The organism is Streptomyces sp. NPDC004435 (assembly GCF_042873895.1).
GTDB lineage: Bacteria > Actinomycetota > Actinomycetes > Streptomycetales > Streptomycetaceae > Streptomyces.
The window spans coordinates 171174-184529 of sequence record NZ_JBIAMB010000001.1; the positions used below are offsets into that span (position 1 = coordinate 171174).

General features: G+C 71.8%; 11 protein-coding genes. 6 read left to right on the plus strand and 5 right to left on the minus strand.

The genetic code is table 11. The features are described from left to right. Positions 1-26: 26 nt before the first annotated feature. Genes ACFYT9_RS00815 through ACFYT9_RS00830 form a run of 4 tightly spaced genes read left to right on the plus strand, consistent with a single transcriptional unit; the run spans position 27 to position 5029 of the window. Complete coding sequence (locus ACFYT9_RS00815) at positions 27-1466, plus strand: pyridoxal phosphate-dependent decarboxylase family protein (RefSeq protein WP_387271713.1); 1440 nt, start codon at positions 27-29, stop codon at positions 1464-1466. Continuing rightward, positions 1453-2736 (plus strand): lysine N(6)-hydroxylase/L-ornithine N(5)-oxygenase family protein, encoded by a 1284-nt coding sequence (locus ACFYT9_RS00820; RefSeq protein WP_389160076.1) that lies wholly within the window; start codon positions 1453-1455, stop codon positions 2734-2736. The genes ACFYT9_RS00815 and ACFYT9_RS00820 overlap by 14 nt, the downstream gene beginning before the upstream one ends. Then, a complete protein-coding gene (locus ACFYT9_RS00825; RefSeq protein ID WP_376599372.1) occupies positions 2733-3263 on the plus strand; it encodes a GNAT family N-acetyltransferase in 531 nt (176 codons plus the stop codon). Before ACFYT9_RS00820 ends, ACFYT9_RS00825 begins: the two co-directional genes overlap by 4 nt. After that, positions 3260-5029 (plus strand): IucA/IucC family protein, encoded by a 1770-nt coding sequence (locus tag ACFYT9_RS00830; protein ID WP_389160078.1) that lies wholly within the window; start codon positions 3260-3262, stop codon positions 5027-5029. The genes ACFYT9_RS00825 and ACFYT9_RS00830 overlap by 4 nt, the downstream gene beginning before the upstream one ends. 110 nt (positions 5030-5139) lie before the next feature. Here the strand turns inward: ACFYT9_RS00830 and ACFYT9_RS00835 are convergent, their stop codons facing one another. From ACFYT9_RS00835 to ACFYT9_RS00850, 4 genes are read right to left on the minus strand one after another with little or no spacing between them, the layout of a single operon-like run. Continuing rightward, complete coding sequence (locus ACFYT9_RS00835; RefSeq protein WP_387271707.1) at positions 5140-6300, minus strand: acyl-CoA dehydrogenase family protein; 1161 nt, start codon at positions 6298-6300, stop codon at positions 5140-5142. Between the two features lie 8 nt (positions 6301-6308). After that, a complete protein-coding gene (locus tag ACFYT9_RS00840) occupies positions 6309-7250 on the minus strand; it encodes a hydroxymethylglutaryl-CoA lyase (RefSeq protein WP_389160080.1) in 942 nt (313 codons plus the stop codon). After that, positions 7247-9172, minus strand: coding sequence for a biotin carboxylase N-terminal domain-containing protein (locus ACFYT9_RS00845; protein WP_389160600.1), 1926 nt, complete (start codon positions 9170-9172; stop codon positions 7247-7249). The genes ACFYT9_RS00840 and ACFYT9_RS00845 overlap by 4 nt, the downstream gene beginning before the upstream one ends. A gap of 20 nt (positions 9173-9192) precedes the next feature. After that, positions 9193-10800, minus strand: a complete 1608-nt coding sequence (locus tag ACFYT9_RS00850; protein WP_387271703.1) for a carboxyl transferase domain-containing protein — start codon at positions 10798-10800, stop codon at positions 9193-9195. A gap of 87 nt (positions 10801-10887) precedes the next feature. Here ACFYT9_RS00850 and ACFYT9_RS00855 point away from each other — a divergent pair, with 87 nt between their 5' ends. Both ACFYT9_RS00855 and ACFYT9_RS00860 read left to right on the plus strand, forming a co-directional pair. Further along, on the plus strand, positions 10888-11487 hold the full coding sequence (locus ACFYT9_RS00855; RefSeq protein WP_387271701.1) for a TetR/AcrR family transcriptional regulator: 600 nt from the start codon (positions 10888-10890) through the stop codon (positions 11485-11487). A gap of 136 nt (positions 11488-11623) precedes the next feature. Continuing rightward, positions 11624-12406 (plus strand): phosphatase, encoded by a 783-nt coding sequence (locus ACFYT9_RS00860; protein ID WP_376601649.1) that lies wholly within the window; start codon positions 11624-11626, stop codon positions 12404-12406. On the opposite strand, the gene ACFYT9_RS00865 is transcribed toward ACFYT9_RS00860, so the two are convergent. After that, on the minus strand, positions 12395-13345 hold the full coding sequence (locus tag ACFYT9_RS00865; RefSeq protein ID WP_389160083.1) for a cation diffusion facilitator family transporter: 951 nt from the start codon (positions 13343-13345) through the stop codon (positions 12395-12397). The two genes, ACFYT9_RS00860 and ACFYT9_RS00865, sit on opposite strands and share 12 nt — an antisense overlap. Positions 13346-13356: the final 11 nt, after the last annotated feature.

The window sequence follows — 13356 nt, forward strand, 5'->3', positions numbered from 1 at the left end:
GTCCTCATCCCCGAAAGGGCCCCCACATGCGTTCGCACCTGCTCAACGACACGACGGCGGAGAGCTACCGACGCTCCGTCACCGAAGGAGTCGAGCGGGTGGCGAGGAAACTCGCCACGACCCGCGGCCCGTTCACCGGCGTCACCCCCGCCGAACTGGCCCCGGTCATCGACGCCGTGGACCTCGACCGCCCCCTCGGCGACGCCACCGCCGCGCTCGACGAGCTGGAGGACGTCTACCTCCGCGACGCGGTCTACTTCCACCACCCGCGCTACCTCGGCCACCTCAACTGCCCGGTCGTCATCCCCGCCGTCCTCGGCGAGGCCGTCCTCTCGGCGGTCAACTCCTCGCTCGACACCTGGGACCAGTCCGCCGGCGGCACCCTCATCGAGCGCAAGCTCATCGACTGGACCACCGCCCGCATCGGCCTCGGCCCCCTCGCCGACGGCGTCTTCACCAGCGGCGGCTCCCAGTCCAACCTCCAGGCGCTGCTGCTCGCCCGCGAGGAGGCCGGCACCGCCGACCTGTCGAAGCTCCGGATCTTCTCCTCCGAGTGCAGCCACTTCTCCGTCCAGAAGTCGGCCGGCCTCCTCGGACTCGGCCGCGAGGCGGTCGTCTCGATCCCGGTCGACAAGAACAAGCGCATGCAGTCCGTCGTCCTCGCCGCCGAGCTGGAGGCCTGCCGCGCCGAGGGCCTCGTCCCGATGGCGATCGTCGCCACCGCCGGCACCACCGACTTCGGCTCGATCGACCCGCTGCCCGAGATCGCCGCCCTCGCCGCCGAGTACGGCGCCTGGATGCACGTCGACGCGGCCTACGGCTGCGGCCTGCTCGCCTCCCTGAAGCGCCGCCACCTCCTCGACGGCATCGAGCACGCCGACTCGGTCACCGTCGACTACCACAAGTCCTTCTTCCAGCCGGTCAGTTCCTCCGCCCTGCTGGTCCGCGACCGGGCCACCCTCCGCCACGCCACCTACCACGCGGACTACCTCAACCCCGCGCGTACCGTCGCCGAGCGGATCCCCAACCAGGTGGACAAGTCGCTCCAGACCACCCGCCGCTTCGACGCCCTCAAGCTCTGGATGACCCTGCGGGTGATGGGCGCCGACGGCATCGGCGAGCTCTTCGACGAGGTCTGCGACCTGGCCTCCGCGGGATTCGACCTGATCGCCGCCGACCCCCGCTACGACGTGGTCGTCGAGCCGCAGCTCTCCACCCTCGTCTACCGCTACATCCCCGAGGCCGTCACCTCCCCCGAGGAGATCGACCGGGCCAACCTCCACGCCCGCAAGGCCCTCTTCGCCTCGGGCGAGGCCGTCGTCGCCGGCACCAAGGTCGACGGCCGCCAGTACCTCAAGTTCACCTTGCTCAACCCCGAGACCACGGTGTCCGACATCGCCGCCGTCCTCGATCTGATAGCCGGCCACGCCGAGCAGTACCTGGGAGAGAACCTTGTCCACGCCTGAGATCGCTGAGATCCACGACTTCATCGGGATCGGGCTCGGTCCGTTCAACCTCGGACTCGCCTGCCTGACCGAACCCATCGAGGAACTGAACGGCCTCTTCCTGGAGTCCAAGCCGGACTTCGAGTGGCACTCGGGCATGTTCCTCGAAGGCGCCCACCTCCAGACGCCGTTCATGTCGGACCTGGTCACCCTCGCCGACCCGACCTCGCCGTACTCCTTCCTCAGCTACCTGAAGGAGAAGGGCCGGCTGTACTCGTTCTACATCCGCGAGAACTTCTACCCGCTGCGCGCCGAGTACAACGACTACTGCCGGTGGGCCGCCGACAAGCTCACCTCGATCCGCTTCTCCACCACCGTCGCCTCCGTCTCCCACGACGAGGCCGAGGGCCTGTACCTCGTCACCACCACGACCGGCGAGACCCTCCGCTCCCGCCGGATCGTCCTCGGCACCGGCACCCCGCCGTATGTCCCCGACTCCTGCGCGGAGCTCGGCGGCGACCTGATCCACAACTCGCGCTACGTGCAGAACAAGGAAGCACTCCAGCGCAAGAAGTCGATCACGATCGTCGGCAGCGGCCAGTCCGCCGCCGAGATCTACCACGACCTCCTCTCGGAGATCGACGTCCACGGCTACAAGCTCAACTGGGTGACCCGCTCCCCGCGCTTCTTCCCGCTGGAGTACACCAAGCTCACCCTGGAGATGACCTCCCCCGAGTACGTGGACTACTTCCACGCGCTCCCCGAGAAGACCCGCTACCGCCTGGAGTCCCAGCAGAAGGGCCTCTTCAAGGGCATCAACGGCGAGCTCATCGACGCCATCTTCGACCTGCTCTACCAGAAGAACTTCGCCGGCCCGGTCCCCACCCGCCTGCTCACCAACTCCGCGCTGCACAGCGCCTCGTACGACGAGGCGAGCGGCACCTACACCCTCGGCTTCCGCCAGGAGGAGCAGGAGAAGGAGTACGAGATCGAGACCGAGGGCCTGATCCTCGCGACCGGCTACAAGTACGCCGTCCCCGCCTTCCTGGAGCCGCTCCGCGACCGCCTGCGCTTCGACGGGCAGGGCCGCTTCGACCTGGCCCGCAACTACGCGGTCGACACCACGGGCCGCGAGGTCTTCCTCCAGAACGCCGGTGTCCACACCCACTCGATCACCTCGCCCGACCTGGGCATGGGGGCGTACCGCAACGCCTACATCATCGGGGCGATGCTGGGGTCCGAGTACTACCCCGTCGAGAAGACCATCGCGTTCCAGGAGTTCGCCGTATGACCGTCCGCTTCCGCCCGCTCGACCCCGTCCAGGACGCGGAGCTGCTCCACGCCTGGGTCACCCACCCCAAGGCCGCGTTCTGGATGATGCAGGACGCGACCGTCGAGGACGTCGAGCGCGAGTACACGGCCTTCGCCGCCAACCCCCACCACCAGGCGTTCATCGGTCTGGTGGACGGGATACCCGCGATCCTCATGGAGCGGTACGACCCGGCCCACCTGGAGCTCGTCGGCCTGTACGACCCGCTCCCCGGCGACGTCGGCATGCACTTCCTCGTCGCCCCCACCGACACCCCGGTGCACGGCTTCACCCGCAAGGTGATCACCGAGGTCATGCGCGAGCTGTTCGCCGACCCGGCGACCGCCCGCGTGGTCGTCGAGCCCGACGTCGCCAACAAGGCCGTCCACGCCCTCAACGAGGCCGTCGGCTTCGTCCCCGAGCGCGAGATCAGGAAGCCCGAGAAGATGGCGCTGCTCAGCTTCTGCACCCGGCAGCAGTTCGAGTCCGCCGTGGGAGCCGCCGTATGAACCCCGTCGCCCACCTCACGCCCGACCTCTGGGCCGACGCCAACCGCGCGCTGATCCGCAAGGGCCTCGCCGAGTTCGCCCACGAGCGGCTGCTCAACCCGCAGGAGCTGGGCGAGTCCCGCTACCGGGTGCTCAGCGACGACGGCGCCACCGAGTACCGCTTCACCGCGGACCGCTTCGCCCTCGACCACTGGCAGGTCTACCCCGAGTCCATCAGCCGCCACCGCGGCGACGAGCAGCTGCCGCTCGACGCCCTCCAGTTCATCACCGAACTGCGCGGCGCGCTCGGCCTCAGCGACGAGATCCTGCCGGTCTACCTGGAGGAGATCTCCTCCACCCTGGCCGGCACCGCCTACAAGGCGACCAAGCCGCGGGTGACCGCAGCCGAGCTGGCCCGCGCGGACTTCCAGGCGATCGAGACCGGGATGACCGAGGGCCACCCCTGCTTCGTCGCCAACAACGGGCGCCTCGGCTTCGGCGTCGACGAGTACCGCGCCTACGCCCCCGAGGCGGCCGCCCCGATCCACCTGGTGTGGCTGGCCGCCCGCCGCGACCGGGCCGCCTTCACCGCCGGCGCGGGCATCGAGTACGACGCCTTCATCCGCGCCGAGCTCGGTGACGCGGCCGTCGACCGCTTCGCCGGCGTCCTCGCCGACCTCGGCCTGGACCTCGCCGACTACCTCCTCATGCCCGCCCACCCCTGGCAGTGGTGGAACAAGCTGTCGGTGACCTTCGCCGCCGAGGTGGCACAGCGGCGCCTGGTGTACCTGGGCGAGGGCGACGACGCCTACCTGGCGCAGCAGTCGATCCGTACCTTCTTCAACACCGCCGACCCGGCCAAGCACTACGTGAAGACCGCCCTGTCGGTCCTCAACATGGGCTTCATGCGCGGCCTCTCGGCGGCCTACATGGAGGCCACGCCGGCCATCAACGACTGGCTGGCGCAGCTGATCGACGCGGACGACGTCCTGAAGGCGGCCCGCTTCTCGATCATCCGCGAGCGGGCGGCGGTCGGCTACCGGCACCTGGAGTACGAGGCCGCGACGGACCGCTACTCGCCGTACCGCAAGATGCTGGCGGCGCTCTGGCGCGAGTCGCCGGTGGAGCGGCTCGCCGAGGGCGAGCGGCTCGCGACGATGGCCTCGCTCGTCCACGTCGACCACGCGGGCGCGTCCTTCGCCGGCGCGCTGATCAGGGAGTCGGGCCTGGCGCCCGAGGCGTGGCTGCGCGGCTACCTCGACGCGTACCTGCTGCCGGTCCTGCACTGCTTCTACGCCTACGACCTGGTCTACATGCCGCACGGCGAGAACGTGATCCTGGTCCTGGACGAGCGGGGCGCGGTCGACCGGGCGATCTTCAAGGACATCGCCGAGGAGATCTGCGTGATGGACCCGGACGCGGTCCTCCCGCCGGCGGTGGAGCGGATCCGCGCCGACGTCCCCGAGGACATGAAGCTGCTCTCGGTCTTCACCGACGTCTTCGACTGCTTCCTGCGCTTCATGGGGGCGACCCTGGCGGCGGAGGGCACGGTCGGCGAGGACGTCTTCTGGCGGACGGTCGCCGAGTGCGTGAAGGGCTACCAGGACTCCAAGCCGGAGCTGGCGGACCGCTTCGCGCAGTACGACATGTTCGCGGAGACCTTCGCGCTCTCCGCGCTCAACCGCCTCCAGCTGCGCAACAACAAGCAGATGGTGGACCTGGCGGACCCGTCGGCGGCGCTCCAGCTCGTCGGCGACCTGGTGAACCCGATCGCGCGGTTCGCCTGACCCGGACCGGTGCGAGCCCCGGCGGAGTACGGTCCTCCGCCGGGGCTCGCATCTTTATGACGGGCGGTCGGTCAGCCGCCGGGGCCCGCATCTTTATGACGGGCGGTCGGTCAGCCGCCGAGGCCCAGCTCGCGGGCGATCAGCATGCGCTGGACCTCGCTGGTGCCCTCGCCGATCTCCAGGATCTTCGAGTCGCGCCACATGCGGGCCACCGGGTACTCGTTCATGAAGCCGTAGCCGCCGTGGACCTGGGTGGCCTCGCGGGCGTTGTCGACGGCGACCGTGGAGGAGTACAGCTTGGCGATCGCCGCCTCCTTCTTGAAGGGCTCGCCCTGGACCAGGCGGGAGGCGGCGTCGCGCCAGCCGATGCGAGCCATGTGGGCCCGCGTCTCCATGTCGGCGATCTTGAACTGGATGGCCTGGTTGTCGGCGATCGGCCGGCCGAAGGCGTGACGTTCCCGCGCGTACTTCACGGACTCGTCGACACAGCCCTGCGCGAGGCCCGTGGCGAGTGCCGCGATGGCGACGCGGCCCTCGTCCAGGATGCGGAGGAACTGGGCGTAGCCGCGGCCCTCCTCGCCGAGCAGGTTCTCCACCGGCACCCGGACGTCGTCGAAGGAGAGCTCGCGGGTGTCCGAGGCGTTCCAGCCGACCTTCGAGTAGGGCGCGGCGACGGTGAATCCGGGGGTGCCGGACGGGACGATGATCGAGGAGATCAGCGGGCGGCCGTCCGGCTTGCGGCCGGTGACCGCGGTGACCGTCACCAGACCCGTGATGTCCGTGCCGGAGTTGGTGATGAAGCACTTCGAGCCGTTGACGACCCAGTGGTCGCCGTCCCGGACGGCGGTCGTGCGGGTGCCGCCCGCGTCCGAGCCCGCGCCCGGCTCGGTCAGGCCGAAGGCGCCCAGCACCTCGCCGGAGCACAGCTTCGGCAGCCACTGGCGCTTCTGCTCCTCGGTGCCGAAGCGGTAGACCGGCATGGCGCCGAGCGAGACGCCCGCCTCCAGCGTGATGGCCACCGAGGAGTCGACCCGGGCCAGCTCCTCCAGGGCGATGCCGAGGGCGAGGTAGTCGCCGCCCATGCCGCCGTACTCCTCGGGGAAGGGCAGGCCGAACAGGCCCATGCGGCCCATCTCGGCGACGATCTCGTACGGGAACTCGTGCCGCTCGTAGTAGTCGCCGATCTTCGGCGCCACCACGTCGTGGGCGAACTGCTCGACGGTGCGGCGCAGTTCCTCGTGCTCGTCGGTGAGCCGGTGGTCGAGGGACATGGGTTTCGTCACTCCTTGTGGGAGAGGGCGCGGACGGTACGGGAGGGGCTCGGCCGCCCCAGTTGTTCGGCCATCCACACGCTCGTGGCGGTGAGGGCGGCCAGGTCGACCCCGGTCTCGATGCCGAGGCCGTCGAGCATCCACACCAGGTCCTCGGTGGCGAGGTTGCCGGTGGCGGACTTGGCGTACGGGCAGCCGCCGAGGCCGCCCGCGGAGGCGTCCACCGTGGTCACGCCCTGCCGCAGCGCGGCGAGCGTGTTGGCGAGCGCCTGCCCGTAGGTGTCGTGGAAGTGCACGGCGATCCGGGAGACCGGCACGCCGGCCGCGGTCAGCTCGCCGAGGAGCGTCCGCACGTGCCCCGGGGTGGCCACGCCGATGGTGTCGCCGAGGCTCAGCTCCTCGCAGCCCATGTCGGCCAGCGCCTTGGTGACGCGGACGGTCTGCTCGACGGGGACCGCGCCCTCCCAGGGGTCGCCGAAGCACATCGAGAGGTAGCCGCGGACCTTCAGGCCCGCCTCCGTCGCCCGCACGACGACCGGCTCGAACATGGCGAGGGCCTCGTCGACGGTCCGGTTGAGGTTGGCCTTGGCGAACGACTCGGTGGCGGAGGCGAAGACGGCGACCTCGCGGGCGCCGAGGGCGAGCGCCCGGTCGAGCCCGCGCTCGTTCGGCACGAGGACGGGCAGGCGGACGGGGACGTCCCGGACGAGCGGGAAGAGCGCCTCGGCGTCGGCCAGCTGGGGCACCCACCTGGGGTGCACGAAGCTGGTCGCCTCGACGGTGGAGAGCCCGGCGGCGGCGAGCCGGCGGATGAACTCCGCCTTCACCTCGGTCGGGACGGCCGTCCTCTCGTTCTGCAGCCCGTCCCGGGGCCCGACCTCGTGGATCCGGACCCGGGCGGGCAGCTCCGGGTCGGGGAAGGCCATGGGGAGCGTGGCGGGGAGCGTCATTCCGGGTCCTCCTCGCGGGGGGTGACCACGGCCAGGACCTGGTCCATGGCGACGGTGGTGCCGGGCGTGACGTCCAGCTCGGTGACGGTGCCGGCGTGCGGGGCGGAGATGACGTGCTCCATCTTCATCGCCTCCACCACCAGCAGGCTCTGACCCGCCTCCACCTCGTCCCCGACCGCCACCTTCACGACGGTGACGGTGCCGGGCATCGGCGCGGCGAGCGTGTCCGCGCCGCCGTGCCGGGCCCCGGAGAGCGCCGCGGCGACCGGGTCGTGGTCCATGACGTGCCAGGAGGCGCCGTCCCGGCCGAGCCAGGCGCCGGCCCGGTGGAAGGTGTGGGTGACGCCGTCGACGGTGACGGTGACCGAACGGTCCGTCACACGGGCGCCGCCGGGCGCCCCGACCGTGACGGCTTCGAGCCCCGGCGCCCGGAGCGGGAAGGCGAGCGGCTTCGGCGTACCGCCGAGGCGCCAGCCGCTCGGCACGTCGAACGGGTCCGTCCAGCCGGCCCGCGGCTCGGGGGCCAGCGCGGCCCGGCGCACGGCGGCCGCCGCCGCGTACACCTCCTCCGGCACCGACCCGTCGACCAGCGACTCCGCGTCCCGCTCCACCAGGCCCGTGTCCATGGCGCCCGACACCACGTCCGGGTGGGCGAGCAGGTTCCGCAGGAAGCCCGCGTTGGTGGGGACGCCGAGGGTGACGAGGTCGGCGAGGGCGGCGCGGAGCTTGCGGAGCGCGGTGGGCCGGTCGGCCGCGTGGACGATGACCTTCGACAGCATCGGGTCGTAGAGCGAGGAGACCTCGGTGCCTTCGAGGAGGCCGGAGTCGGTGCGCACGCCGTCCCCGGACGGCTCGTTCAGCGCCAGCACCGTGCCGCCCGACGGCAGGAAGCCGCGGGCCGGGTCCTCGGCGCAGATCCGCGCCTCGACCGCCCAGCCGTCGAGCCGGACGTCCTCCTGGCCGAAGGCCAGCGGTTCGCCGGCCGCGACCCGCAGCTGCCACTCCACCAGGTCCAGGCCCGTGACGAGCTCGGTCACCGGGTGCTCGACCTGGAGACGGGTGTTCATCTCCATGAAGTAGTACTGGGAGGGGTCGCCGCCCGGCACGATGAACTCGACCGTGCCCGCGCCGACATAGCCGCAGGACCGGGCCGCCTCCACGGCCGCCGCGCCCATCGCCGCCCGGGTCGCCTCGTCCAGGAGGACGCTCGGCGCCTCCTCGATGATCTTCTGGTGGCGGCGCTGGAGCGAGCACTCGCGCTCGCCCAGGTGCACCACGTTCCCGTGGGTGTCGGCCAGGACCTGGATCTCGATGTGCCGGGGCCGGTCGATCCACCGCTCCACGAGCAGGGTGTCGTCCCCGAAGGAGGCCCGCGCCTCCCGGCGGGCCGCCGCGATCTCCTCCTCCAGGACCGCCAGGTCCCGGACGAGCCGCATGCCCTTGCCGCCGCCGCCCGCGCTGGGCTTCAGCAGCACCGGCGCGCCCATCTCCCGCGCGGCCTCGGCCACCCGGGGGTCGGCGTCTCCGGGGACGACCGGCACGCCGGCCTTCCTCACGGTGTCCTTCGCCCGGATCTTGTCGCCCATCAGGGCGATCGCCTCGGCGGACGGCCCGATGAAGACGAGCCCCGCCTCCGCGCAGGCGCGGGCGAAGGCCGCGTTCTCCGCGAGGAAGCCGTAGCCGGGGTGGACGGCCTGCGCGCCGGTGCGGCGGGCCGCGTCCAGGAGCGCGGGGACGGAGAGGTACGACTCCGAGGCCGGCGCGGGCCCGATGCGTACCGCCGTGTCCGCCTCCCGCACGTGCCGGGCGTCGGCGTCGGCGTCGCTGTACACGGCCACCGAGCGGACGCCGAGCGCCCGCAGGGTGCGGATGACGCGGACCGCGATCTCGCCCCGGTTGGCGACGAGGACGGTGTCGAACATCTGCTGCATCGTCGTGGTCCTCACATCCGGAAGACGCCGAACTGGGGGTCACCCAGGGGCGCGTTGGCACAGGCGGTCAGCGCGAGACCCAGCACCTGGCGGGTCTCCAGCGGGTCGATCACGCCGTCGTCCCAGAGGCGGGCGGTCGCGTAGTAGGCGCTGCCCTGGGTCTCGTACTGCTCGCGGATCGGCGCCTTGAACGCCTCTTCCTCGTCGGCGCTCCAGGCGTCCCCGAGCTGGTCGCGCTTGACGGTGGCGAGGACCGAGGCGGCCTGCTCGCCGCCCATGACGGAGATCTTGGCGTTCGGCCACATCCACAGGAAGCGGGGGGAGTAGGCCCGGCCGCACATCGAGTAGTTGCCCGCGCCGAAGGAGCCGCCGACGACGACCGTCAGCTTCGGCACGCGCGTGGTGGCGACCGCCGTGACCATCTTGGCGCCGTGCTTGGCGATGCCGCCGTGCTCGTACGCCTTGCCGACCATGAAGCCGGTGATGTTCTGGAGGAAGACCAGCGGGATCCCGCGCTGGTCGCACAGCTCGATGAAGTGCGCGCCCTTCTGGGCGGACTCGGCGAACAGGATGCCGTTGTTGGCGACGATGCCGACCGGGTGGCCGTGGATCCGGGCGAAGCCGGTGATCAGGGTCTGCCCGTACTCGGACTTGAACTCCTGGAAGCGGGAGCCGTCCACCACCCGGGCGATCACCTCGCGCACGTCGTACGGGGTGCGGGAGTCCACCGGCACGGCGCCGTACAGGCCGTACGGGTCGACCTTCGGCTCCTCGGCCGGCTCGACCGACCAGGGGAGCGGGCCCCGCTCGGGGAGGGTCGCCACGATGTTCCGCACGATCCGCAGCGCGTGCGCGTCGTCCTCCGCGAGGTGGTCGGTGACGCCGGAGACGCGGGAGTGGACCTCGCCGCCGCCCAGCTCCTCCGCCGTGACGACCTCGCCGGTCGCCGCCTTCACCAGCGGCGGCCCGCCGAGGAAGATCGTCCCCTGGTTCCGGACGATCACCGCCTCGTCGCTCATCGCCGGCACGTACGCGCCGCCGGCCGTGCAGGAGCCCATGACGGCCGCGATCTGCGGGATGCCGGCGCCGGACATCCGGGCCTGGTTGTAGAAGATCCGGCCGAAGTGCTCGCGGTCCGGGAAGACCTCGTCCTGCATCGGCAGGAACGCGCCGCCCGAGTCGACCAGGTAGAGGCAGGGGAGACGATTCTCCAGCGCCACCTCCTGGGCCCGCAGGTGCTTCTTCACCGTCATCGGGTAGTAGGTGCCGCCCTTGACGGTGGCGTCGTTGGCGACGATCACGCACTCGCGGCCGCTCACCCGCCCGATGCCCGCGACGACGCCAGCGGCCGGGGCCTGGCCGCCGTACATGCCGTGCGCGGCGAGCGGCGCCAGCTCCAGGAACGGCGAGCCCGGGTCGAGGAGGGTGTCCACCCGGTCGCGCGGCAGCAGCTTCCCGCGCGCGGTGTGCCGGGCCCGGGACTTCTCACCGCCTCCGAGCGCGGCCTCGGCGAGCTTGGCGCGCAGGGTCGCGGCCAGCTCGTGGTGCGCCGCCTCGTTGGCCCGCCAGGCCGGCGAGGCGGGGTCCGCCGCACTCGACAGCACAGGTGCCTGCTGCATCGACCGATCTCCCTTGTTCGGTTAATGAGCGTTAACGTACGCGTCCCAGGTTAACGACCGCTAACCGGGTTGTCTAGAATCGAATCCATGACCACGAGCCCGACCCGGATGGACGCGCCCACCCGCCGCGAGCAGATCCTCAAAGAGGCCGCCCGCCTCTTCGCCGAGCGCGGGTTCCACGGCGTGGGCGTCGACGAGATAGGAGCCGCCGTCGGCATCAGCGGCCCCGGGCTCTACCGCCACTTCCCCGGCAAGGACGCGATGCTCGCGGAGCTGCTGGTCGGGATCAGCGAACGGCTGCTCGACGGCGGCCGGCTGCGGGCGACCGAGTCGGACGGCGACCCGGCGGCCCTGCTCGCCTCCCTCATCGACGGTCACATCGACTTCGCCCTCGACGACCGGCCGCTCATCACCCTCCACGACCGGGAGCTCGACCGGCTCAAGGACGAGGACCGCAAGCGGGTCCGGCAGCTCCAGCGGCAGTACGTCGAGCTGTGGGTGGACGTCGTCCGCGCCCTCCACCCGGCGGCGGGCGAGCCGGAGGTCCGGGCGGCGGTCCACGCGGTCTTCGGCCTGCTCAACTCCACCCCCCACCTGCGCACCCCGCTCTCCCGCGAAGCCCTGGAGCGGCTCCTGAGGAACCTGGCCCACGGCGCGCTGCGCGCACTGGACACCCCGGCCCCCTGAGGCGCCGCCCCCGGCTCTCCGAGGCGCCGCCCCGGCGGGACGGCGCAGGCCCGGCGGCGGCGCGGGCCCCTGCGCGGACGTGGCGCGTCCTGAGACACCGCCCCGGTGGGCGCGGGGGCGCGGCAGAATGAGGCGCATGCCGATACTCAGCCGTGACGCCCTCGTCGAGCACCTCCTCCGCAGCCGGATCGCGGGGGACGTCGCCACGCCCCGTGAGAACAACCTGGCCCACTACCGGAAGCTCGCCAACGGCGACCGGCACTACTGGCTCGGCCTGGAGCTCGGCGACCGGTGGACGGACGAGCAGGACGTGCTCGCGGTGATGGCGGAGCGCTGCGGCGTCGTCGACGACCCCGCGCACCGGGCCGGGCAGGACACCATCGACCCCGAGCTGACCGTGGACGCCCTGGACCGGATGGCGGCCCGGCTCAAGGAGGCCGCCGCGGGCCGGCAGCGGGTGCTGTTCGCGACCGGGCACCCGGGCGCGCTGATCGACGCGCACAGCCGGGTCGCCGCCGCGCTGCGGGCGCAGGGCTGCGACATCGTGCGGATCCCGGGCGGGCTGACCGCCGACGAGGGGTACGTGGTGCAGTTCGCCGACGTCGCCGTCTTCGAGCGCGGCGCCAGCCTCTGGCACACCCACTCGCCCGAGCCGATGAACGCGATCCTCGACGGCCTCGCCCTGCTCGGCGAGGCCGCGCCGGACCTCGTCGTCGCCGACCACGGCTGGGCCGGCCGCGCCGCGCAGCGCGGGATCGACTCCGTCGGCTACGCGGACTGCAACGACCCGGCGCTCTTCCTCGCCGAGGCCGAGGGCACGATGAAGGTGACCGTTCCGCTCGACGACCACGTCATCGACCCCCGCTTCTACGAGCCGCTGACCGCGTACGTGCTCAACGCGGCCGGTCTACTGGGCTGATCCGGCCGGTCCCGGCGTCGGGTCCAGATAGACCCGGCGCACCGAGGGGAAGCGGGCCCGCAGCCGGGCCTCCGCCTGTTCGCAGGCCCGCTCGACCTCGGCGGCCGTCGCCACGTCCCGGAAGTCGACCTTCGCGGCGATCAGCACCTCGCCGGGCCCCTGGATCAGGGTGATCAGGTCCAGGACGTCCACCACGTGCGTCACGCCGAGCAGCTCCTCGCGCACCTCGGCGCGCATGGGGCGCGGCAGCGGGCGGCCGATGAGGAGCTGGGCGTTGGCGTGGCCCAGCGTCCAGGCCACGTACACGAGGAGGCAGCCGATCAGGATCGAGGCGACGCCGTCCCAGACGCCGGAGCCGGTGATCTGGCCGCCGAGGAGGCCGCCCGCGGCGAGCATCAGGCCGGCGAGCGCGGCCGCGTCCTCCAGGACGACCGCCTTCACGGTGGTGTCCGGCGTCTGCCGCAGGTATTCGGCGAACGGCGCCCGCATCCGTTCCGCCTCCGCCTTGACCTGCTTGACGCCGGTCCGCAGGGAGAAGCTCTCCAGGACGAAGGCGACGGCGAGGACGATGTAGGAGACGAGGGGGTCGCCGAGCTCCTCGCCGTGGGTGAGGGTGTGGATGCCGTCGTAGAACGAGAAGACCGCGCCGCCGACGAAGGTGGCGACGGCGGCGAGCATCGCCCAGACGTACCGCTCGCCCGCGTGCCCGACGGGATGGTCCTCGTCGGCGGGCTTCTCGCTCCGCTTGAGCGCGGTGAGCAGCATGACCTCGGTGACCGTGTCGGCGACCGAGTGGGCGGCCTCCGACATCATCGCGCTCGATCCGCTGATGACGCCGGCGACGGCCTTGGCGACCGCGATCCCCAGGTTCGCGCCCGCCGCCACGAGCACCGTGAAGGTGCTTTCGCTGTTGTCGGCCCTGACATCCGCATCCGTCATGACATCGGACG

Bases quoted from the DNA above. Each gene is read 5' to 3' on its own strand.
- ACFYT9_RS00815 (WP_387271713.1), top strand. From the start codon at position 27: ATGCGTTCGCACCTGCTCAACGACACGACGGCGGAGAGCTACCGACGC.
- ACFYT9_RS00825 (WP_376599372.1), top strand. From the start codon at position 2,733: ATGACCGTCCGCTTCCGCCCGCTCGACCCCGTCCAGGACGCGGAGCTG.
- ACFYT9_RS00830 (WP_389160078.1), top strand. From the start codon at position 3,260: ATGAACCCCGTCGCCCACCTCACGCCCGACCTCTGGGCCGACGCCAAC.
- ACFYT9_RS00835 (WP_387271707.1), bottom strand. From the start codon at position 6,300: ATGTCCCTCGACCACCGGCTCACCGACGAGCACGAGGAACTGCGCCGC.
- ACFYT9_RS00840 (WP_389160080.1), bottom strand. From the start codon at position 7,250: ATGACGCTCCCCGCCACGCTCCCCATGGCCTTCCCCGACCCGGAGCTG.
- ACFYT9_RS00845 (WP_389160600.1), bottom strand. From the start codon at position 9,172: ATGTTCGACACCGTCCTCGTCGCCAACCGGGGCGAGATCGCGGTCCGC.
- ACFYT9_RS00850 (WP_387271703.1), bottom strand. From the start codon at position 10,800: ATGCAGCAGGCACCTGTGCTGTCGAGTGCGGCGGACCCCGCCTCGCCG.
- ACFYT9_RS00855 (WP_387271701.1), top strand. From the start codon at position 10,888: ATGACCACGAGCCCGACCCGGATGGACGCGCCCACCCGCCGCGAGCAG.
- ACFYT9_RS00860 (WP_376601649.1), top strand. From the start codon at position 11,624: ATGCCGATACTCAGCCGTGACGCCCTCGTCGAGCACCTCCTCCGCAGC.
- ACFYT9_RS00865 (WP_389160083.1), bottom strand. From the start codon at position 13,345: ATGACGGATGCGGATGTCAGGGCCGACAACAGCGAAAGCACCTTCACG.